Source organism: Citrobacter sp. C5_2, assembly GCF_014596845.2.
GTDB lineage: Bacteria > Pseudomonadota > Gammaproteobacteria > Enterobacterales > Enterobacteriaceae > Citrobacter > Citrobacter werkmanii.
This window is the reverse complement of the sequence record NZ_CP115032.1, coordinates 3,950,140-3,970,716: the sequence shown is the minus strand read 5'-3', so window position 1 is coordinate 3,970,716 and position 20,577 is coordinate 3,950,140. Positions and strand designations below refer to the sequence as shown.

Annotated in this window: 15 protein-coding genes and 4 pseudogenes; 8 read left to right on the top strand and 11 right to left on the bottom strand. The window is 51.9% G+C overall.

The features are described 5' to 3' along the window. Positions 1–370 precede the first annotated feature (370 nt). From betT to ICA20_RS19260, 3 genes and pseudogenes are all read left to right on the top strand, one after another. Complete coding sequence (gene betT, locus ICA20_RS19270) at positions 371–2,368, top strand: choline BCCT transporter BetT (protein WP_016245729.1); 1,998 nt, start codon at positions 371–373, stop codon at positions 2,366–2,368. Positions 2,369–2,432: 64 nt separating this feature from the next. Then, on the top strand, positions 2,433–3,710 hold the full coding sequence (locus ICA20_RS19265; RefSeq protein ID WP_003036928.1) for a DUF2254 domain-containing protein: 1,278 nt from the start codon (positions 2,433–2,435) through the stop codon (positions 3,708–3,710). A gap of 275 nt (positions 3,711–3,985) precedes the next feature. Continuing rightward, positions 3,986–4,129 (top strand): annotated as a pseudogene (locus ICA20_RS19260) (morphinone reductase); the annotation flags it as partial. An 812-nt stretch (positions 4,130–4,941) separates the two neighbouring features. Here ICA20_RS19260 and yfjT read toward each other — a convergent pair. From yfjT to ICA20_RS19230, 6 genes and pseudogenes are all read right to left on the bottom strand, one after another. Further along, positions 4,942–5,411 (bottom strand): annotated as a pseudogene (gene yfjT, locus ICA20_RS19255) (protein YfjT). 23 nt (positions 5,412–5,434) lie between these two features. Further along, entirely contained in the window at positions 5,435–5,875 is a 441-nt protein-coding gene (locus ICA20_RS19250; protein ID WP_003029616.1) for a YfjS/YafY family lipoprotein, read from the bottom strand. Next, positions 5,865–6,110: a protein YpjK gene (ypjK, locus tag ICA20_RS19245; RefSeq protein ID WP_003029614.1), complete on the bottom strand. Its 246-nt coding sequence runs from the start codon at positions 6,108–6,110 to the stop codon at positions 5,865–5,867. Before ypjK ends, ICA20_RS19250 begins: the two co-directional genes overlap by 11 nt. 40 nt (positions 6,111–6,150) lie before the next feature. Further along, on the bottom strand, positions 6,151–6,852 hold the full coding sequence (locus ICA20_RS19240) for a WYL domain-containing protein (protein WP_003029611.1): 702 nt from the start codon (positions 6,850–6,852) through the stop codon (positions 6,151–6,153). Between the two features lie 216 nt (positions 6,853–7,068). Then, complete coding sequence (locus ICA20_RS19235; protein WP_064547700.1) at positions 7,069–7,890, bottom strand: DUF932 domain-containing protein; 822 nt, start codon at positions 7,888–7,890, stop codon at positions 7,069–7,071. A gap of 91 nt (positions 7,891–7,981) precedes the next feature. Next, positions 7,982–8,845: a GTPase family protein gene (locus tag ICA20_RS19230; RefSeq protein WP_003029608.1), complete on the bottom strand. Its 864-nt coding sequence runs from the start codon at positions 8,843–8,845 to the stop codon at positions 7,982–7,984. Positions 8,846–9,300: 455 nt separating this feature from the next. On the opposite strand from ICA20_RS19230, the gene ICA20_RS19225 reads away from it, so the two are divergent. The 5 genes and pseudogenes from ICA20_RS19225 to ICA20_RS19205 form a co-directional block, all read left to right on the top strand. Further along, positions 9,301–10,206, top strand: a complete 906-nt coding sequence (locus tag ICA20_RS19225; RefSeq protein ID WP_032933065.1) for a WYL domain-containing protein — start codon at positions 9,301–9,303, stop codon at positions 10,204–10,206. Then, a complete protein-coding gene (locus tag ICA20_RS19220; RefSeq protein WP_003029602.1) occupies positions 10,206–11,294 on the top strand; it encodes an SNF2-related protein in 1,089 nt (362 codons plus the stop codon). The genes ICA20_RS19225 and ICA20_RS19220 overlap by 1 nt, the downstream gene beginning before the upstream one ends. A gap of 56 nt (positions 11,295–11,350) precedes the next feature. Continuing rightward, positions 11,351–11,608: pseudogene (locus ICA20_RS19215) on the top strand (IS3 family transposase); the annotation flags it as partial. Positions 11,609–11,675: 67 nt separating this feature from the next. Next, positions 11,676–12,827 (top strand): IS30-like element IS30 family transposase, encoded by a 1,152-nt coding sequence (locus tag ICA20_RS19210; RefSeq protein ID WP_003029596.1) that lies wholly within the window; start codon positions 11,676–11,678, stop codon positions 12,825–12,827. A gap of 9 nt (positions 12,828–12,836) precedes the next feature. Further along, positions 12,837–13,432, top strand: a pseudogene (locus ICA20_RS19205) (IS3 family transposase); the annotation flags it as partial. Between the two features lie 174 nt (positions 13,433–13,606). On the opposite strand, the gene ICA20_RS19200 reads toward ICA20_RS19205, so the two are convergent. From ICA20_RS19200 to ICA20_RS19180, 5 genes are all read right to left on the bottom strand, one after another. Beyond that, positions 13,607–14,611: a LacI family DNA-binding transcriptional regulator gene (locus ICA20_RS19200; RefSeq protein ID WP_003029591.1), complete on the bottom strand. Its 1,005-nt coding sequence runs from the start codon at positions 14,609–14,611 to the stop codon at positions 13,607–13,609. 29 nt (positions 14,612–14,640) lie between these two features. Continuing rightward, on the bottom strand, positions 14,641–16,041 hold the full coding sequence (locus tag ICA20_RS19195; RefSeq protein WP_003029589.1) for a sucrose-6-phosphate hydrolase: 1,401 nt from the start codon (positions 16,039–16,041) through the stop codon (positions 14,641–14,643). Beyond that, on the bottom strand, positions 16,041–17,411 hold the full coding sequence (locus ICA20_RS19190) for a sucrose-specific PTS transporter subunit IIBC (protein WP_000345204.1): 1,371 nt from the start codon (positions 17,409–17,411) through the stop codon (positions 16,041–16,043). Before ICA20_RS19190 ends, ICA20_RS19195 begins: the two co-directional genes overlap by 1 nt. A gap of 137 nt (positions 17,412–17,548) precedes the next feature. Next, positions 17,549–19,066, bottom strand: a complete 1,518-nt coding sequence (locus tag ICA20_RS19185) for a carbohydrate porin (protein WP_003029587.1) — start codon at positions 19,064–19,066, stop codon at positions 17,549–17,551. Between the two features lie 165 nt (positions 19,067–19,231). Beyond that, entirely contained in the window at positions 19,232–20,155 is a 924-nt protein-coding gene (locus tag ICA20_RS19180; protein WP_003029584.1) for an aminoimidazole riboside kinase, read from the bottom strand. Positions 20,156–20,577 lie beyond the last annotated feature (422 nt).

Below are 20,577 nucleotides of genomic sequence, written 5' to 3'. Positions count from 1 at the left end.
TGAAAAATAATAAAAAAGCGGCAGAATCGTGAGATTCTGCCGTTAGTTGTGTATGTTCAGAGGAATGATATATATCTGAATATTTTTATAATGCTGATAGGCCGTTTTGTGCCAAAAGCAGAAGCTGGTAATTCGTGTCTAATATACTTCACTTAACGTATATCCCAGCTCTGGTACAGAATATGCAAATTAAATACCCAAGAAGTGGCAGGCTGATTAACAAAGAACTCCTTCGATTATAGGATGATTTGTATCGGCACTCATCACACCATGTGCTCGATTCACGCCGCATAGTCAGTTGAATTTTGCTACTCTGTAAGAGGTGGTAAGCATTATCCAATACGGATTTAAATCAATGGAATAAATGATTATGAGTGAAAATGAAACAATCCCAAAGAAGTCTCACAGCCAGATTAACAAAGCTGTATTCTTTACATCTGCTTTGTTAATTTTTCTTCTTGTCGCTTTTGCCGCTGCATTCCCGGATGTTGCTGACAAAAATTTCAAACTACTTCAGCAACAAATCTTCACGAATGCAAGCTGGTTCTACATCCTTGCTGTGGCCCTGATTTTATTGAGTGTCACGTTTCTGGGACTCTCACGCTACGGTGATATCAAGCTGGGTCCGGACCATGCGCAACCTGATTTCAGCTATCACTCCTGGTTTGCGATGCTTTTTTCGGCAGGGATGGGGATCGGCCTGATGTTCTTTGGCGTTGCTGAACCGGTGATGCATTATCTCTCACCTCCCGTTGGCGCCCCAGAGACTGTTGCGGCAGCGAAGGAAGCAATGCGGCTGACCTTCTTCCACTGGGGTCTGCATGCCTGGGCAATATATGCCATTGTAGCGCTGATTCTGGCCTTTTTCAGTTACCGCCACGGTCTACCTTTAACGCTGCGTTCTGCACTCTATCCCATTATTGGCGATCGCATATACGGACCTATAGGCCATGCGGTTGATATTTTTGCCGTTATAGGTACGGTCTTTGGCGTTGCAACATCGCTGGGTTACGGTGTTTTGCAGGTGAATGCCGGTTTGAACCACCTATTCGGGGTGCCCATTAATGAAACGGTGCAGGTCATTCTGATCGTGGCCATCACGGGGTTAGCGACGATTTCTGTGGTGACCGGCCTAGACAAGGGAATACGTATCCTGTCTGAGCTCAATTTGGGCCTCGCGTTGTTGCTCCTGGCGCTGGTCCTGTGTCTGGGGCCAACTGTGCTTCTGCTGAAGTCATTTGTGGAAAATACCGGCGGTTATCTTTCGGAACTGGTGAGTAAAACGTTCAATCTTTACGCATATGAACCTAAGTCGAGCAACTGGCTGGGGGGCTGGACATTACTGTACTGGGGATGGTGGCTTTCATGGTCGCCATTTGTGGGGATGTTTATCGCACGGGTCTCACGCGGCCGAACCATTCGCGAATTTGTCACCGGTGTGCTGTTTGTTCCGGCCGGCTTTACGCTCATGTGGATGACGGTGTTTGGTAACAGCGCAATCTATCTCATTATGAACCAGGGGGCGACCGATCTCGCCAATACCGTCCAACAGGATGTCTCGCTGGCCTTGTTCAATTTCCTGGAGCATTTCCCGTTCTCCTCCGTGCTGTCATTTATTGCAATGGCTATGGTCATCGTCTTCTTTGTCACATCTGCTGACTCGGGGGCAATGGTTGTAGATACTCTGGCATCAGGTGGGGTGGCAAACACACCCGTCTGGCAGCGAATCTTCTGGGCATCGCTCATGGGAGTTGTTGCAATTGCGCTTCTCCTTGCGGGAGGGCTGAGCGCGCTGCAAACGGTGACAATAGCAAGTGCATTACCCTTCTCCGTGATCTTGCTGATATCCATATACGGGCTGTTAAAAGCCCTGCGTCGAGATTTGACTAAGCGTGAAAGCCTGAGCATGGCGACTATTGCTCCTACGGCTGCACGTAACCCAATTCCCTGGCAGAGAAGGTTACGCAATATCGCGTATCTGCCGAAACGATCTCTTGTGAAACGTTTTATGGACGACATTATCCAGCCTGCCATGACGCTGGTTCAGGAAGAACTGAACAAGCAGGGGACGATAAGCCACATTAGTGACGCAGCCGACGATCGTATTCGTCTTGAAGTGGATTTGGGCAACGAGCTGAATTTTATATATGAAGTGAGGCTTCGCGGGTATAGCTCACCCACCTTCGCGCTCGCCGCAATGGATAATGATGAGCAGCAGACTGACCAACATCGATATTATCGCGCTGAGGTTTATCTCAAAGAAGGCGGTCAAAATTATGATGTGATGGGCTGGAATCAGGAACAGTTGATTAATGACATACTGGACCAGTACGAAAAACACCTGCACTTCCTGCACCTGGTTCGTTGATAGCAAAATGCCGTCCTAGGGGGCGGCAATTATTTATCCCGACCGCAATACGAGGGAATGCAGAATGATTTCACGCTGGCAATGGATTCTGAAGCAAACATTTAAGAAACTCTGGTTCAGAGCTACGTTATTCGCAATTGTCGCGATAATAACGGCTCTTTTATCTATTCTTTTTAAATCAATGATTCCTGAGTCGGTTTCAGTGAAGGTTGGTGCGGAAGCAGTTGATAACATTCTGAACATACTGGCATCGAGTATGCTGGCAGTGACCACATTTTCGCTGAGTATCATGGTCACAGCCTACGGTTCAGCCACTACTAATGTTACTCCCAGAGCAACGCGTTTAGTTGTGGAAGACGTAACCACACAAAATGTACTGGCCACCTTCATTGGTTCCTTTCTCTTCAGTCTGGTAGGAATTATTGCCCTCAATATGGGAGCCTACGGAGAAAGGGGAAGAGTCATTTTATTCATTGTCACACTCGTTGTCATTGCCCTCATCCTCATCACATTGCTTCGTTGGATACAGCATTTGACCTCTCTGGGGAGGGTCGGTGAGACAACAGCAAAAGTAGAACAGGCGGCCATCGAAACATTTATTGCGAGAGCCAGAAATCCCTGTCTCGGCGGATATCCATGGCTTGAGAGCTATGAACAGCCGAAAGGAACGGTTGCAGTTTATCCGAAGAAGATTGGCTATGTTGAATATATTGATATGGAGAAACTCAGCAAGCTGCTGGCCAATGATCCTCGTCATGTATACCTTGTGGCGCAACCAGGCAGTTTCATTCATCCGTCCATGCCAGCTTTGTACCTGAGTCAGGGCCAGGAGTCATCAATCTGCGCCGATTTACTTGAGACGATCATTGTCTCGGATGTGCGTTCATTTGCTCAGGATCCCCGATTTTGTCTTAGCGTCATGGCCGAAATAGCCTGCAGAGCCCTTTCACCCGCAGTGAACGATCCTGGAACCGCAATCGATGTCATTGGCAGAGGTGTTCGTATACTTTCTGCTTACGCGCAGAATAAGTCTCATGAAATTGAAGTGACCTATCCTTCAGTACACGTTGCGCCACTTCAGAACAACGATCTCCTGGAAGACTTTTTCTCACCTGTCGCACGCGATGGTGCCAGTATGAGAGAGATTCAGATAAGAGTGCTCAAAGGGCTATCTATGCTGAGTACGGGTTGGCCTGAGATGTTTGCTGATGCCGCGCACACTCTGGCAATTGAAACATTAGAGCATGCAAATCGCGCTGACCATATAGACTCCGATAGAGAATTCATAAAATCAATTTATTTTGATTTGTTTTTTGATGAAAACGCTAATAAGCAATCATAGTTGTGGAGCAAGCGATTTGGTTGCTAGCGAGACAAGAACAAAGCGTCTGCATGAGAATGGGCGTCTGCTTTGTATTAGAAGAGAACATACTGAGTCTTCATCACTTTTGCAGCAGGCTTTATCTCTACGTAAGACATCGCCTACAATCAAATATTTCGGTTTAATACCAGGAGAACACTAAATGTAGAAATTATGTCTACTCAGTTCGGAACAGACTACTGTTTTTTTATTCCGTAGCTGAGACCATCATATTTCCTCCAGCAAAGGAGATAAAAATGGAAAAATTATTTACCCAGTTTCAGACCGGTGATACTGACCTGGTAAACCGCGTCGTTATGGCCCCCATGACCCGCTCACGGGCAATGACTAGTGATACCGCTGATGAACTGACCGCAAAATATTATCAGCTGCGTGAATCCGTATGGGGCAAACCGGAGGTCGTCCGTGACGGGCTCAGGGATCTGGTTCGCCGCACGGGCGCAGATGAAATTATGGTGAACTCATGGCAAGGCACTCGTCTTTGCCGCTCTTCAGAAATAATGCTGAGTATTCTACCGGAAAGGCAAAAGGATCATTTACCAAAGATAATGACGAGAAAGTCATTGACGAAGCGGGGAAGGGGTTAAGTCATCAATCCATATCAAAATATCAGACGCCTGTTTACGCTATGCGGGCGTCCGCTTTTCGCTCACAGCGGACCTTCAATCCAGTAAGTATGTCGGCTTCGTGCTATGAGTCCAGCGATTATTGCAAGAATCGAAATACGCTAACCAACTGGGATCGGGGTACGTCGGCAATCGAAGCTGCAGGCAGGTAGCTCCTGCAGCCAGTATTGTTAACATTTCAACAGCAGCACTCTGCTTCTTTTTCACTACATTCTTCACAAATTCTGCAAGAGCAGAAGTCCTCAAGGTTATTGCACTGGCTACATTTTTTGCAGGTACAGTCCGACTCTTTCTCGTCACAGTTCTCACAAGTTCCACAAGTACATGCACTCATCATGTGTGCACACTTATCACAAATTTTATCCATAGTTTCTCTCAACCGCTAAATAAACAATCTCAACATAACACGTGATTATTTTATCATTGCTATATAGTCAACTAAAACTGGCCACTGCGCTCATTATTCGGAAGTGCCTGGACTAATCGGTGGAAATAAAAAATGAAAAAAATAAACCCTGACTGCTCCTGGCAGTCAGGTATGTTGTTATGGATGGAAAGCACAACTGTCACTCGTTAGTGCAGTCTGCTAATGTTGGCAGTGCCTTCGTAGCGTTCGTCAGGTCAACGCTGAAGGTCCCCGCTTTGCGGTCATTGACGTAGACGTCGAACTGCCTGGCCTTACGGATATCCATGATGAAACTAAACCAGGCATTATCCCCGTTACGCCAGCCAAGGGTTGAGGGAATGGCGTATTGCTTATGGGGCCCATCACCACTGTGATGTCGGTACTGTCATCATGCGAGCTGATCGTTTTATCCCCTGCGAGGGTCAGAAAAACCGATTGCTGGTAAATACCGTTCTGGTCCGGATTTTCCGTGCAGTTGATGGTAAACATCTTTCCGCTGCTATCCGTCACACTGTATTCCGCATTGCCCTGACCGTACCCCTGTTGCCAGAGTCCCGAAACCGCAGAGGCATTGAAGCTGACAAGCAGCACGCCAGCGAGCATGAGCCGACTTAAAGAATTTATTTTCATTTCTGTCTCCTTTGTCTTTGTATTTATTCCCGGTTATCAGGATTTGAGGGTATCAGCAGCCGTCCCATCAGTTTGCCGTCATGGGAATATTCAAGGAAACGCTCCCGGGTGCGCGGGTCCGTTTTCTCGTGGTATTCCAGGCTGATGTTGTCGGCAATACACAGCGCATTCATCAGCGGCTGCACGGTTTTCTCCTCCATATCCACGAGGTAGTAGTAACAGCCACCCTCGCAGCCATCGGGCGACTGACGGGTACGTAAGACCTGCATAGTGGGACCAGAAAGAGCAATCTGCGACCACTCTTCCCTGACATCATCCTGACGGCTCACCACATCGCTGAAGCGCGGAGGCGTGAGGTCCTTAAATTTACTGATAGCTTTCAGGTCATCACTCCTGTCATCGCAAGCGCTCAGAAACAGAGTGGAGGCAACCAGCGCCAGTAGAGGTAGTGTTTTACGTTTCATTATTTTTTCCTGAAATCAGACGAACCACTTTGGTAAAGACATAAATCCCCACGAAAATACCCACCGGCACGCCGACGAACGGCGTCAGCGCGACACTGGCAGCACCGGCTGCGCCACCTCCCGTCAGTAGTGCGGCAACGGTTGCAAGTGTCAGGGCCGTGAGGCTGTCGGACACTCCAGTTTTGTTCAGAATGATGACGATGATAACAATGGCGATAATGGCAATAACAGGCACTGGGCTCCTCCCTGTTGCCGGGTTGATAACAACGCCTGCGCTATTCCGGTGGGCTGTCAGCCGGAACAAACGTAAGCAGTGAATGCTGGATAAAGCGAAAATGGGGTAAGGCCTGAATGAAGACCGGGTCTTCAGTCAGGCGGCACAGACTGTCATTCCGGCGAAAAGTCTCCTGCAAAGGCTGAATCAGATGGATTTCATCAAGTGTGAATAAGGCGATATGTCCGTCGTGCTCTGCCACCAGATACCAGGCCTGCTGGTGGATAAGTAACCGGCAGGGAGCCAGCCGCTCACAGCGCTGCCCCTCGGCAATCAGCGTCACCCGCCTGCGCCCGGTAATGGCCTGAATCAGTCGCCAGAAAGACAATGCGCCTGATGGCGAAGGAGCCGGACTGGCGGGTGCGATTACGCAGGGAGACTCATCGCACATCAGCAGTGCGTTTACCAGACGACGGTCAAAGCCAGGGAAAAGACCGGCCATCCCGCTGCGGTGGGCAAAGATAAGCACGTCGGGCACCATCTGCGTCTCACTGCCCGCAGTGCGTAAGCGGCAATATCCGGACTGATACTCCAGGTCCAGATACATCAGCCGCTCACGAAAATCACGCCGCAGCGTGCGCACCGACACACCAAACTCAGCGGCCAGCTTACGCACACTCAGTGTTTCCCCTGCCACCAGACGGCTGATTATCAGTGACAGCCTGACAGCCAGCCGGTCATGGCGGCGTTCTGCCTGTGTCATGAGACGTTCTCCGTGAAAGTTAACTGACTGAAAATGATGTGATTACTTTAAAGAGGGGGTCGGACAGGGTATGGACATCACAGAAACTATTTTTCATTTCTGCAAAAGCCAGAGGCAGCGGGGGTTACAGGCCATTCCTCAGTGAGTGAGGACCGCCAGCACGGTGCGATGCGGACAGGTGGTGTCCGATATTAACAAAGCGGCAACATTAAACGGTCACTGCAGTTGCGTGAGCATCGCTTCCGCCATCACCCACAGTGCCCGGTTAAGTTTCACGTTCCCGTCGATATCGCGAACGGCACGGGTATGTGACCGTCCTCCTTTGGCATTACGGCCACTGAGCCCACCCTTAATCAGGTTCTCCTGAATACGCTGGTACGTGGTCCACAGGTCGCTACTCTCATCTTGCCAGCGGCGCGGGGAGAGGATCTGCGACTCAGTCACCGGCTGGTGGTCCTCACCAAAGCGGTACGTCAGCGCGGCTTTTGCCAGTGCCTGCTGCGCAGGTGGTGGCAACAGCAACGACTGCATCGCATCCCGCTTCTCCTCCACACGGTCAAAAATGCCCAGCACTTCATAGGCCCCCTCAATCACCTGACTCACTACATCGCCTTTGTGCGGCACACGCACCTCGCCAAATGACTCACCGCAGACGAGCCCGTTCTGACAAACCGCACGAAATAAACCCGGCAACATCTGGTACGAACTGGTGCCATCATGGGAGTTGAGCAGGATAATTTCTGGTACCTGTTTACCGGTAATCTGCCCCTCCCGACGAAGGCGTAGCATGTGTTTTGTGTGCTCGCGTCGACCCGGGTCGCGTACCCGGGTCTGACAGGCAAAGAACGGCTGGAAGCCTTCGCGCTGCAGGCTGTCCAGCAGGGATATGGTGGGTATATAGGTATAACGCTCACTACGGGATGCGTGTTTGTCCTCACTGAATACACTGGGCACCACGCGAAACAGCTCTTCGCGGGTTAACGGGCGGTCGCGACGGATAAGATTTGCTGCGCCAAAGCGCGAAGCCAGACGGGCCATAAGCAGACTCCTCATAACGGGAAAACAAATAAAAGGGATCCCCGTCGCATCTGCGACAGGGGCAGGGAAGTAACAGGGATGGGTTAAATACTCAGAAGAAGAAATCCCAGACGGCGCGGGCCACTGACACCACCGTGGTGCGCACGGCCTGAATGACAGCCCGTACCGGGGCGGGTATCAGGGGAAAGGCACTGATGCTATCGAGTACGGCCCCGACGGTTTCACCAAAATCGCTACGAGCCTGTTCCCGGACTACCGTCGTGCGAAAGGAAGACTGGAGTTGCGACACCACCGGGCTGGTGGCCTCACGTGGCAGGCACTTAATCATTCGCTCGGCCATCACCCGCAGTCCCCACTGAAGACGGACCGACACGGCACACACCGGATGTACGGGCTGGAACAGCTCATGCAGCAGACAGATTTTACGGCTGATATTCTGCTTCTGCGCCGTGGACAACGGTCCCCCACCGCTGGTGGGTTCGGCCTTATCCGACTGGCTGATAACAAACAGCACCTTATGCCGGTATACCTCTCCAATCACCTGATGATAAAAATGTTCATCCACCGCCAGCGCCCGGTCATCGGCCTTAATCAGCCACAGAACCAGGTCGAGCCGGGGGAGTTGTTCGCGGTACATCGCAGCATACTCGGTATCGCGAGCACCACTTTCGCCCACGCCGGGCAGGTCCACCAGCGTCATATAGCGCTCGCCGACTTGCAGGCGAAAGCGCAGTGGCTCACGGGTACATGCAGCCACATCGCTGACCGGTGATATATCTCCGGCAAACAGGGCATTGCACAGACTGCTCTTCCCAACACCGGTTTTACCCATAATGCCGATCACTGGCTCGTAGCGGGTTAACTGATTTATCTGCTGCAATATACGTTCAGACACCCACTGTGGCAGACCAGCGAGCGATTGCTGAAACGGCTTCAATCCTTCAGAATTGTTCATTACTACTCCTCTGAAAAATAATACAAAAACGGCAGGATCGTGAGATTCCACCGTTAGTCAGGTATGTTCAGAAGAATGATATCTATCTGAAAATAATTTGAATTAAGGTAAGCGTTAAACAGCTGCCGCCTGTGATCCCGGCCCCTAAGTCGTTAGGTTATTCTGCCCCCCTCATCCTCAAGCCAGACCAGTGGATAAGGGCAAATTGTCCGAGGGGCGATAGGGCATTGGGCATTGGGCATTGGGCATTGGGCATTGGGCATTAAGGTTTTATAGTTGTTAGGCATTAATCTAACGTTATAGAAACATCAGCTAATACGATGACTGTCTACGTTTGAAACGTCATCTCTTGCTTTTACATAAGTATTAATGTTGATTATCATCAATTTGATTATAATCATGGCACTTTATTGATTACCGTATTAAATTTTCATTTTTCCCTATAGTGATGATTCATGCCTAGTCCCCCTTGTAAGCGGCTTGACGACTTGAGTCAGGTCCAGCGCGAACGGCTGGCCTACATCGATTTTCGGCTTTACTTCTTCGGTGAGATCGGTCGCCCAGATCTGATTGAGCGCTTTGGCGTTGCTCCAGCAGGAGCGACTCGCGATTTGGCTTTGTACCGGGAAATCGCTCCGAATAACATCACCTTTGATGGTAGCGACAAGATCTATCGTATCGGGCAGGCGTTCTCTCCGTTGTTCGAGCACGCATCGCAGCGTGTTCTGTCGGCGCTGGCTCTGGGCTTTGGCGATGGCGTGAATGGCCCAATGCAGGCGTTGCTACCCTGTGAATCCCCCACAGCCCTGAGCATACCCAAGATGGATGTGTTGGCCGTGATTTGTCGAGCCATCCACTCCAAGCGCCCCGTCGCCATCCGCTACCACTCGATGAGCAGCGGAAAGTCCGAACGGATCATTGTGCCCTTTGCTTTGGTAGATACCGGCCTGCGCTGGCACGCCCGGGCCTTTGATCGCAAGAGTGGAGAGTTTCGGGATTTCGTCGTCACCCGCATCGAAGCGCCAACATTGCTTGAAGAGGTTCCGCAGGCCAACGAACGACCGGATAATGATATCCAGTGGACGCGCATCGTTGAGTTGGATTTCGTGCCGCACCCGCGTGTTGAACGCCCCGAAATCATCGAGATGGACTACGGGATGACCGGTGGCTCGATTAGGATGTACGTTCGTGCAGCGGTGGCAGGCTATATGTTGCAGCGCTGGCGTGTTGACTGCTCACCCAATCATTGCCTAAATGGACCGGAGTACCGTTTATGGCTCAAAGATCATCTCGCGATCTACGGCGTGAAAAACGCCTTACTGGCACCAGGCTATAGCACCTCTACAAAGGCTGACTCTTGATGGAACTGATCGACAATATCAATCGTCTGCTCGGAGACGACCTAAAGCAGACGCTCAAACCCGGTGCTCGCCTGAAGATCGCCGCCTCCTGTTTTTCGATGTACGCGTTTGAAGCGCTAAAAGCAGAGCTGGAAAAAATCGACGAGCTGCAATTCATCTTTACCTCGCCGACGTTCACCGCTAATGAAGTAACCGACAAGATTCGTAAGGAACGCAAAGAATTCCACATACCGAAGGCTGACCGCGAACGTAGTCTGTACGGTAGTGAGTTCGAAATTCAGCTGCGCAACAAACTGACCCAGCGCGCAATTGCAAAAGAGTGTGCGGACTGGATGCGGCGTAAGACAACATTCAAGTCCAATCGCAGCAAGGCTCCGATGCAGCAGTTTGCTTGTGTTCAGGCCGCCGCCGCAGAGACTGCCTACATGCCACTGCACGGATTTACGGCCGTCGATCTTGGCTACCAGCAAGGCAATGCTGTTTCAAACCTCGTCAACAAAATGGACGAGTCGACGTTTACGGCGACCTACCTCAATCTGTTTAACCAGATCTGGCAAGATCCTGAGAAGCTGGAGGATGTAACGGCGCAGATCTGCGACCACATTGCATCCGTCTACCAGGAAAACTCGCCTGAAAGTATCTACTTCCTGATGCTCTATAACATCTTCAATGAGTTTCTGGACGACCTCAACGAGGATGTCCTGCCCAATGACCGCACGGGCTATCAAGACACGCTCATCTGGAACAAACTCTTCAATTACCAGAAAGATGCTGCCACTGGGATCATCAACAAACTTGAAAACTACAGCGGTTGCATCCTGGCCGACAGCGTGGGCTTGGGCAAAACCTTCACCGCACTTGCCGTCGTAAAGTATTACGAACTGCGCAACAAGTCAGTTCTGGTGTTATGCCCCAAGAAACTTGCGGACAACTGGCTGAACTATAACCGCAACCTTAAGACCAACATATTTGCTCGCGACCGGTTCAGCTACGACGTGCTTTGTCATACTGACCTCAGCCGTACGAGCGGCGAGTCGTTTGGAACACAATTGAATCGCATCAACTGGGGCAGTGAAGTGGCACACTGAATTTGTCCACCTGAACAGAGGTGATATGCTCACCTCAGAACAACACAGGTGCTCCAATGAAAAAAAGAAATTTCAGCGCAGAGTTTAAACGCGAATCCGCTCAACTGGTTGTTGACCAGAACTACACGGTGGCAGATGCCGCCAAAGCTATGGATGTTGGCCTTTCCACAATGACAAGATGGGTCAAACAACTGCGTGATGAGCGTCAGGGCAAAACACCAAAAGCCTCTCCGATAACACCAGAACAAATCGAAATACGTGAGCTGAGGAAAAAGCTACAACGCATTGAAATGGAGAATGAAATATTAAAAAAGGCTACTGTAGATTCAATTGGTCAACGCAACAGTTATGTGAAAACATGGGGTTGCGGAGGTTTTTTGAATGAGACGAACATTTACAGCAGAGGAAAAAGCCTCTGTTTTTGAACTATGGAAGAACGGAACAGGCTTCAGTGAAATAGCGAATATCCTGGGTTCAAAACCCGGAACGATCTTCACTATGTTAAGGGATACTGGCGGCATAAAACCCCATGAGCGTAAGCGGGCTGTAGCTCACCTGACACTGTCTGAGCGCGAGGAGATACGAGCTGGTTTGTCACCCAAAATGAGCATTCGTGCGATAGCTACTGCGCTGAATCGCAGTCCTTCGACGATCTCACGTGAAGTTCAGCGTAATCGGGGCAGACGCTATTACAAAGCTGTTGATGCTAATAACCGAGCCAACAGAATGGCGAAAAGGCCAAAACCGTGCTTACTGGATCAAAATTTACCATTGCGAAAGCTTGTTCTGGAAAAGCTGGAGATGAAATGGTCTCCAGAGCAAATATCAGGATGGTTAAGGCGAACAAAACCACGTCAAAAAACGCTGCGAATATCACCTGAGACAATTTATAAAACGCTGTACTTTCGTAGCCGTGAAGCGCTACACCACCTGAATATACAGCATCTGCGACGGTCGCATAGCCTTCGCCATGGCAGGCGTCATACCCGCAAAGGCGAAAGAGGTACGATTAACATAGTGAACGGAACACCAATTCACGAACGTTCCCGAAATATCGATAACAGACGCTCTCTGGGGCATTGGGAGGGCGATTTAGTCTCAGGTACAAAAAACTCTCATATAGCCACACTTGTAGACCGAAAATCACGTTATACGATCATCCTTAGACTCAGGGGCAAAGATTCTGTCTCAGTAAATCAGGCTCTTACCGACAAATTCCTGAGTTTACCGTCAGAACTCAGAAAATCACTGACATGGGACAGAGGAATGGAACTGGCCAGACATCTAGAATTTACTGTCAGCACCGGCGTTAAAGTTTACTTCTGCGATCCTCAGAGTCCTTGGCAGCGGGGAACAAATGAGAACACAAATGGGCTAATTCGGCAGTACTTTCCTAAAAAGACATGTCTTGCCCAATATACTCAACATGAACTAGATCTGGTTGCTGCTCAGCTAAACAACAGACCGAGAAAGACACTGAAGTTCAAAACACCGAAAGAGATAATTGAAAGGGGTGTTGCATTGACAGATTGAATCTACAACCGCGCTCTTGATGTCAGACTCCCTGAACAGTTCTCGATAATCGGGAAACTCAGAGCGCATTATCCTGTGGTCACACTCTGCCATGTGTTCGGGGTTCATCGCAGCAGCTACAGATACTGGAAAAACCGTCCTGAAAAACCAGACGGCAGACGGGCTGTATTACGCAGTCAGGTACTTGAGCTACATGGCATCAGCCACGGTTCGGCCGGAGCAAGAAGCATCGCCACAATGGCAACCCGGAGAGGCTACCAGATGGGACGCTGGCTTGCTGGCAGGCTCATGAAAGAGCTGGGGCTGGTCAGCTGTCAGCAGCCGACTCACCGGTATAAACGTGGTGGTCATGAACATGTTGCTATCCCTAACTACCTTGAAAGGCAGTTCGCCGTGACCGAGCCAAATCAGGTGTGGTGCGGTGATGTGACCTATATCTGGACAGGCAAGCGTTGGGCTTACCTTGCTGTTGTTCTCGATCTGTTCGCAAGGAAACCTGAGGGTTGGGCAATGTCATTCTCACCGGACAGCAAGCTGACATCAAAGCGCTGGAAATTGCGTGGGAAGCTTGCGGTAAACCCGCCGGAGTGATGTTCCACAGTGACAGTAATAATGCCGGTGTCAGTCTTTACCACCACTCAGTTTGCCGTTTAACCCGATTGGTGTGATTACTGATGCAGTGAAGACCTTTCCGCATCACATCACTACAAATATTGATTTTTGATTGTTGGATTCGCACCAGATTTCACCTCTGTAGGGTATTCAAAAATGCTCAGTTATTACTGATGCCTAAACTGCAGCGTTGCGGGCAGGTAGCGTTGTAGCGTTTCGGGCGTATCGCCCTCGATCAATTGGCTTATCAGATCATAGCAGTGCCAGGCCAACTGGCGGTTATCCTGCTGTACGGTATCGATACGCAGCGACAGCGAATCATAAAGATAGTGATCGTCAAAGCTCGTCAGATGGATATCTGAGTCGAGTAAATGGTGCTGGCTCATATAGCGCAGTACCCCTTCGAGCAGTCCACAGGCGGCAGTGAACAGCGCCTTAGGCGGCCGCCCAAGTCGCGCGCAGAGTGCGGCGAACATCTCATAGCCTGAGCTCGGGTGGTAGTTACCGTTAATCACCCATTCCGGGCGCAGTGCAATACCCGCCTGAGCCAAACCCTGCGTGAAGCCGGTCAGACGATCGCGTGAAGGCGACAGACGCGACTGACCGCCTAAAAACCAGAACTCATCGCTATGCTTAGGTGCAATGCGGGAAATCAGTTCCGCCGTTGGGGTAATCGAATCAGTCATCACCAGCGGCAGCAGGCTTTCATTAGGACAACGGTCAAACAGCACTACTGGCAGTTGTTGGCTGAGCTTAAGATAGTCGGCATCGTTGTGCATACATGAAGCGACGATCAGACCGTCAACCTGGCGGGAAATCATGTTATTGACCACCACGCTCTCCTGACCGGGGTTTTCATCAGTACAAGAGATCAATAGCTGGACGCCTGCTTCGCGGCACAGCATTTCCAGCTCATGTGAAAAGACCGCAAAGCCGTGGTTGGTGATCTCCGGCACCACCAGTCCGATGGTGTGGCTGCGGTTGTCGCGCAGCGAGCGGGCGTGAATGCTTGGCTGATAGTGCTGCTCACGGGCAATCGCCAGTACTCGCTCACGCGTTTCCTGCGCCACACGCAGCTCCTTACCACGACCGTTCAGTACTAGGCTGGCGGTCGCTTTTGAGACGCCAGCCTGTTCGGCGATATCTTTAATGGTTACGCGTTTAGTTTTCATTACGACGCCATGAGCTTGAGGCAAAACGCTTATTCTACCATGCAAGTTCGCAGCGGCCAGTAGCAGAATGCGTCCGGTGTGATGCCAGAGAACATTAGCTGCCCTGAACAGGCCGGGAAGTAGCGGCAGCTCATCACTCCTTCGCCGCCGTTGATGAAAATCTCCACGCTAGACTGGTCGATGAAAATATGCAGCGAGCGGACGTCTCCGCGCCAGTAACGATAATGCTTCTCGTCGCTGGCCAGACTGGGTCGGGCCAGGCGGATCCCGCTGGCATCGCGTTCAAGGATTAATGCGCCGTCAAAATCGAGGCTCAAAATATCGTCCCCAGTGGTTTGTAGAACGATTTCCATCGGTGCCAGCGGCAGGGAGTTCCCTGCCCAGCCGTGCGCTTCGCCGCGCAGGGCGCTCAGCTCTCGTAGAGGACGTTGGTATAGCTGACCATCGATAAACTCCAGCTCACGCAGGCAGGTCATCTGATGGATCCAGCCGTTGGTGAGGGTCGGTTGAAGCATCTCTTCGCCCTCCGGCACGCCCATCCAGCCGACCAGCAGACGGCGGCCATCACTGGTAAGCATGGTTTGCGGGGCGTAGAACTCAAACCCTGCGTCCAATTCGTGCAGTTCGCCATGCTCGAAGGCCGCGCGGTGGTAGTCGAAATCGCCGCTCATCCACACTGCCGGGTAGGTGTTGAGATAGCGCTCTTTCTCACGAGGCACGCCCTGCGGGCAGCAAATCAGGACATGCTGGTCGCCGAGGGCAAACAGGTCCGGGCATTCCCACATATAGCCCGCGTCGTCCAGGCCATTGATGCCATAACCGGCGATTTCGCCCTGACTCGTCCACTCATGAAGGTCCGCTGAGCTGAATAACAACACCTTGCCACGCTTTTGCAAATCCTGTGCGCCCAGCACCATGTACCAGCGACCTTCGTGCTGCCAGACTTTCGGGTCACGCACGTGGCCGGTATAGCCCTCCGGCAGCGGTAATACCGGGCCGAGTTTGGTAAACGTGCCGTCGGCATTTTCCGTCGCCAGGCACTGCCACGCGGTTCGGCTGCCGTCGTCAAATTTTACGTTGCCGGTATAGCACAGGGTGAGCGTGCCCTGACTATCCACGGCGCTTCCGGAGTAGCAGCCGTTGCGGTCATACTCTTCATCCGGCATGAGCGCGATCGGCTCATGTTGCCAGTGCAGCAGGTCGGCAGAGCTCCAGTGCCCCCAGCACTTGAACTTATGATCGCAGGCGAGCGGGTTCCACTGATAAAACAGGTGATAACGTCCGGCAAATTCAATAAAGCCGTTGGGATCGTTCATCAGCCCGGTCACCGGCGCATGGTGCCAGCGGGGATAGTGGCTGTCGGCCAGCGCGCGCGGCTGGCCCTGCATAACAGCCTGCAAAATCGCAGGCAGGCGTGATGGATGTGACATTATTCAGCGTCCGTTTTGTATTTCAGTACCAGGGAGACGACAAAGGCGACGCCAAAGGCGATAACCATCCCGATAATGTAGTTCAGCAGCGAGCTGGCCTGCACGATAGCCATGCCAGGGATAGCCGTCAGGCCCACGGCGGTCATGTAAACATGCATGGATACCACCCACGCGCCGCCCACCGCGCCGCCAATCAGGGCTGCGATAAACGGTTTTACAAAGCGTAAGTTAATACCAAAAATCGCCGCTTCGGTGATGCCGAGCATGGCAGAAAACGCCGAGGGCAGGGTAATGGCTTTGATTTTGGCATCTTTCGTTTTGAACCACACCGCCAGACAAGCACCGCCCTGAGCGACGTTGGCCATCGCCCAAATCGGCAGCAGGAAGTTGACGCCGATGGATGGGTTGCCCAGCAGTCCCGCTTCGATGGCGTGGAAGCTGTGGTGAATACCGGTAATGACGATAACCGAATAGAGACCGCCAAACAGCAGTCCGGCCAGCCAACCGGCGTGGGTAATCAGGGTGCTAAGGACAAACGAAATACCGTCGCCAAGCGCGCGACCAGCCGGGCCGATAATCAGCAGGGCGATAAAACCGGAAATGATCACCGTCAGGAACGGCGTCAGGATCAGATCCAGTGCATCGGGGATCACGCGACGCAGCTGTTTCTCAACGATGCTCATAAACCACACCGCCAGCAGCACCGGGAACACCGTGCCCTGATAGCCGATCATGGCAATCTCAAGGCCGAAGAAGTTCATGGTGTGGAAACCGGCGGCCACACCCCAGGCGTTGGTGAGCGCCGGGTGAGTCAGGATGCCGCCAAGCGTCGCGCCAAGATAAGGATTACCACCGAACTCGCGGGCGGCGGTGAAGCCAATCAGGATCGGCAGAATAATAAACGCCGCTGAGCTGCACATATCCAGCATGATGTAGATGGCGTTACCCGGGTCGACCCAGCCGTACGTTTTAACCATCCCCAGAAGGCCCATCAACAGGCCGGAGGCGACGATAGCCGGGATGATCGGCACAAAGATGTTCGACAACAGGCGGGCAATGCGCTGGAAAGGATTCAGTTTTTTCGCCGCAATGTCGGCAGCTTCCGATTTGCTGGATTCGCCAATCCCTGCCGCCTGAATAAAGGCGGCGTAGACTTTGTTCACCACCCCGGTGCCGAAGATAATCTGCATCTGTCCGGCGTTACGGAAACAGCCCTTCACCCCATCAATTTTGCCGATGGCCTGCTGATCGGCCAGTGAGTCATCGACCAGCACCAGGCGCAGGCGTGTGGCACAGTGCGCGGCGCTGGCGATATTTTCCTTGCCTCCCAGAAGCGGAAGTAGCGAGCGGGAAATCTGTTCAAAATCCATAGTACCCTCTGAATGCGTATTGATTTTCGAGTTGTCGTCCCGTGGTAGCCGGAGCGCATTCTCTTCGTTGTTATTGTGTCCGGGGCGACGAAACGTATTTTGTCGCCCCGGCGGTTACTGTCGCCAGGTGTTAACCATCAAAACCAGGTTTCCATCTGCATCCCGAACGACCATTCGCCGCCCGATTTAAAACCACTGCTGCCCAGCGCGTCATCGCTGGCGTAATTATTGAGTTTTTTGCTCCAGTCCATCCACGAGGTGTAAAGACGGATTTCAGGACGGCTGAAGAAATCGCCGATGTCGCCAACCTTAAAGGTCGGGGCGAAGGTGAGCTTGTAGAAGCTGCCGTTTACCGCATGGCGATCGTTATAACCTTCAGGTTTGAGATCCATATACTGGTAACTGCCTTCATAAGCGAGGGCGAAGTTTTGATTGATCTCCTGGATCAGACGCATGTTGAGGGTTGCCCACTGGTAGCTGTCGCCATCGACATAACGGTCTTTACTGGTTTGTGCCAGTATCGCCGGGGCGATAAACCAGTTCTTGCTCAGTGGCGTGGTGCCGTAGCTGGCGAAGCGCCAGGTGTTAGCCCCCGAGCGTAACGCGCCGTCAGAGCCGACACCTTTAACTTCGGCACCCAGTCCGTGACCGTAGAGCAGGGCGGTTTTGCTGGCACCTTCACGCAGGCCGTAAAAACTGTCGTTGTGCAACCCGAGCAGCGCATGTACACCGGTATTTGCCGCATCGCCTTTGACCGGATTACCGTTGGTATCCTGGCGTTCGTCGTTGTCTTTTGCCCGCATCCCGCTGACCATCATCTGCACCGGCCCGATGAAATTGTTCATGCTGACGATGTAGTTCTGCACACTGTTGCTGGTATCAGCAATATCGCCGAAGTTACGCCCGTAAAGAGAGAAGTTGCTGCGAACGCTGTCGTTCCACCTGACATCGTAAATACCGCCGCCGGTACCGGCGAGGAACACGACATCCGAGTCGATCCAGTGAATGTCAAAGTTATCCCGGTCAAAGCGTTTCCCGGCCCACAGGGTGGAGCCTTTAAACGGCCCGTCGAAGGTGGGCAAGTTGCCCAGTTCAACAAAGGCCTGACGCACGTTCAAATCACTGGTGCTCGCCGTCCAGTCGTTATAAGTGGTTTGACCGTCGGCGACCATGACTTTGAAGCGGGTCGTTGCCCCGTTATCCAGGGTCTGCTTATGTTCAAGATTCATTTCAACATAGGTATCGGCCTGGTTTCCCAGGCGGCCAATAGCCCCACCGGTTTCCCCTGCTGGCGTCATGTAGGCTCCGGATTTGGTGCTGGCGCCGGAGTCATTCATTATCACGCCGGAGCGGGCGTAGCCGTGGAACTCAAACCCGCTTTTCTCATCGGCTTTTTTCTCCAGTTTGGCGGTACGCTGAGCCACTTCCTGAGTGCTGTCCTGGGTTTTTTGTTGCTGTGTCGTGAGCTGCTGTACTTTCTTCTCTGCCGACTCTGCGCGGGTTTCTGCCGTTTGCGCTCTGTTTTCGGCATCCTGTAAGCGTTTTTCCAGCGCAATTAAACGGGCTTCGATACTGCTGAGATCCGTTTGTGCATGGGCTGAGGCGGCGCCGGTTAGCAAAGCGATAAGAACCGCGAGTGTGCTTTTTCTGAACATATTGATTGCATCCCAAAAGGAAAATAAAAAATTGTGTGTTTTTGCTAAACCGGTTTAGTTGCAATGTTAAGCACGACATTTAACATTTTGAAATTGATTTTGCTAAACCGGTTTAATAAGTGTGATGGATGCAACAAAGTGGACCGCGTACGACGGTATTTAGGATCAAATCTGGCGGTGTAGATCGCGCTGGTATGGCAGGGCAGTCATCGCGCCTTTCGCCAGGGTTGCCAGGGCACCGCAGGTTTGCGCCAGAGCGAGCGTTGGCTCCAGGGCATTGATATCCGCCGGCATCCCGTTGGCAGCAAGGCTGGCAAGCAGTCCGGCGACAAACGCATCGCCCGCACCGGTGGTATCCACGCTGACAACCGGTTTAGCGCTGAAATGGATAAACTGCTGCTGGAATGCGGCGATGACGCCCGCTTTACCCTGAGTCACCAGCAGTAATTCAGGCTGATAACGCTCAGTGATGCTGGCGATCCCCTGCGCGATATCATTACTCCCGCTGATGAGTATCAGCTCTTCTTCGGACAGTTTCACCACGTTCGCCAGACGCAGGGCGCGGTCGAGACAGGCGTGCAACAGGTTCTGATCTTGCCAGAGATCCAGGCGGATATTAGGGTCAAAGCTCACCCGGCCACCGGCACGTTTGATGTTCTCCATAGCCGCGAAGGTAGCACTGCGGCTGGGCTCGGCGCTGAGCGCGATGGAGCAGATGTGCAACCACTGTCCGGCGGCAAACTGTGGCAGGTCTTCTTCAGCCAGGAACAGGTCAGCGCTGGGGCGTACCATAAAGGTAAAGGTGCGTTCACCTTGGTCATCAAGGTCGACCACCACAGTGGACGTGCGGTGATGATCGTCAAGATACATATGGCTGACGTCGACCTGCTCCTGTTGCAGGGTATGACGCATGTAGCGGCCAAACGGGTCACCGCCGACGCGGCCGATAAATCCGCTGTTGCCGCCAAGGCGGGCAACCCCTACCGCCACGTTAGCCGGCGCGCCTCCAGGGCACTGTAGCAAGCGCCCTTCACTCTCCGGTAGCAGGTCCACCACTGCGTCGCCCAGAACCCAAACTTTTGCTTTCATGCTAAAACCCTCCAAGGCTAAACTTAATTAAACCGGTTTAGCATATTAAATCACAGTGAATGAGTGGGGGAAAGTTCCAGCCGGAAAAGCACTGCTCAGGGCATAAAAACGTGAGCCGCCTTACGAAATAGAATTGATTCGACAGCTGTGAAGACTTACGTCCTGGACACAAATGGATCCTGGATAAATTACCATGCAACTTGATGAAATTATCATGTTTTATCTTATTTACAGATAAATCAAAGGGCTTTTAACACCACACTTCTTGGCATAATGGTTAAGTGTAGTAATGCTCGCTCTGGATGGGTTTGCTTCTATGCTGCGCAGGTATTTGTAAGAAATACCCATTCTACTGGCGAGTTGTTGTCGCATCAGGCCAGCGAAACTGCGCAATTTCATCAGCGTTTCTGGAGGGTTTCCTT

Coding starts and splice junctions, on each gene's coding strand:
- ICA20_RS19185 (WP_003029587.1), bottom strand. CDS start 19,066: ATGTTCAGAAAAAGCACACTCGCGGTTCTTATCGCTTTGCTAACCGGC.
- ICA20_RS19235 (WP_064547700.1), bottom strand. CDS start 7,890: ATGGCCCGTCTGGCTTCGCGCTTTGGCGCAGCAAATCTTATCCGTCGC.
- ICA20_RS19210 (WP_003029596.1), top strand. CDS start 11,676: ATGAGACGAACATTTACAGCAGAGGAAAAAGCCTCTGTTTTTGAACTA.
- ICA20_RS19220 (WP_003029602.1), top strand. CDS start 10,206: ATGGAACTGATCGACAATATCAATCGTCTGCTCGGAGACGACCTAAAG.
- ICA20_RS19200 (WP_003029591.1), bottom strand. CDS start 14,611: ATGAAAACTAAACGCGTAACCATTAAAGATATCGCCGAACAGGCTGGC.
- ICA20_RS19240 (WP_003029611.1), bottom strand. CDS start 6,852: ATGACACAGGCAGAACGCCGCCATGACCGGCTGGCTGTCAGGCTGTCA.
- betT (WP_016245729.1), top strand. CDS start 371: ATGAGTGAAAATGAAACAATCCCAAAGAAGTCTCACAGCCAGATTAAC.
- ICA20_RS19230 (WP_003029608.1), bottom strand. CDS start 8,845: ATGAACAATTCTGAAGGATTGAAGCCGTTTCAGCAATCGCTCGCTGGT.
- ICA20_RS19190 (WP_000345204.1), bottom strand. CDS start 17,411: ATGGATTTTGAACAGATTTCCCGCTCGCTACTTCCGCTTCTGGGAGGC.
- ICA20_RS19195 (WP_003029589.1), bottom strand. CDS start 16,041: ATGTCACATCCATCACGCCTGCCTGCGATTTTGCAGGCTGTTATGCAG.
- ICA20_RS19225 (WP_032933065.1), top strand. CDS start 9,301: ATGCCTAGTCCCCCTTGTAAGCGGCTTGACGACTTGAGTCAGGTCCAG.
- ICA20_RS19180 (WP_003029584.1), bottom strand. CDS start 20,155: ATGAAAGCAAAAGTTTGGGTTCTGGGCGACGCAGTGGTGGACCTGCTA.
- ICA20_RS19265 (WP_003036928.1), top strand. CDS start 2,433: ATGATTTCACGCTGGCAATGGATTCTGAAGCAAACATTTAAGAAACTC.
- ICA20_RS19250 (WP_003029616.1), bottom strand. CDS start 5,875: ATGAAACGTAAAACACTACCTCTACTGGCGCTGGTTGCCTCCACTCTG.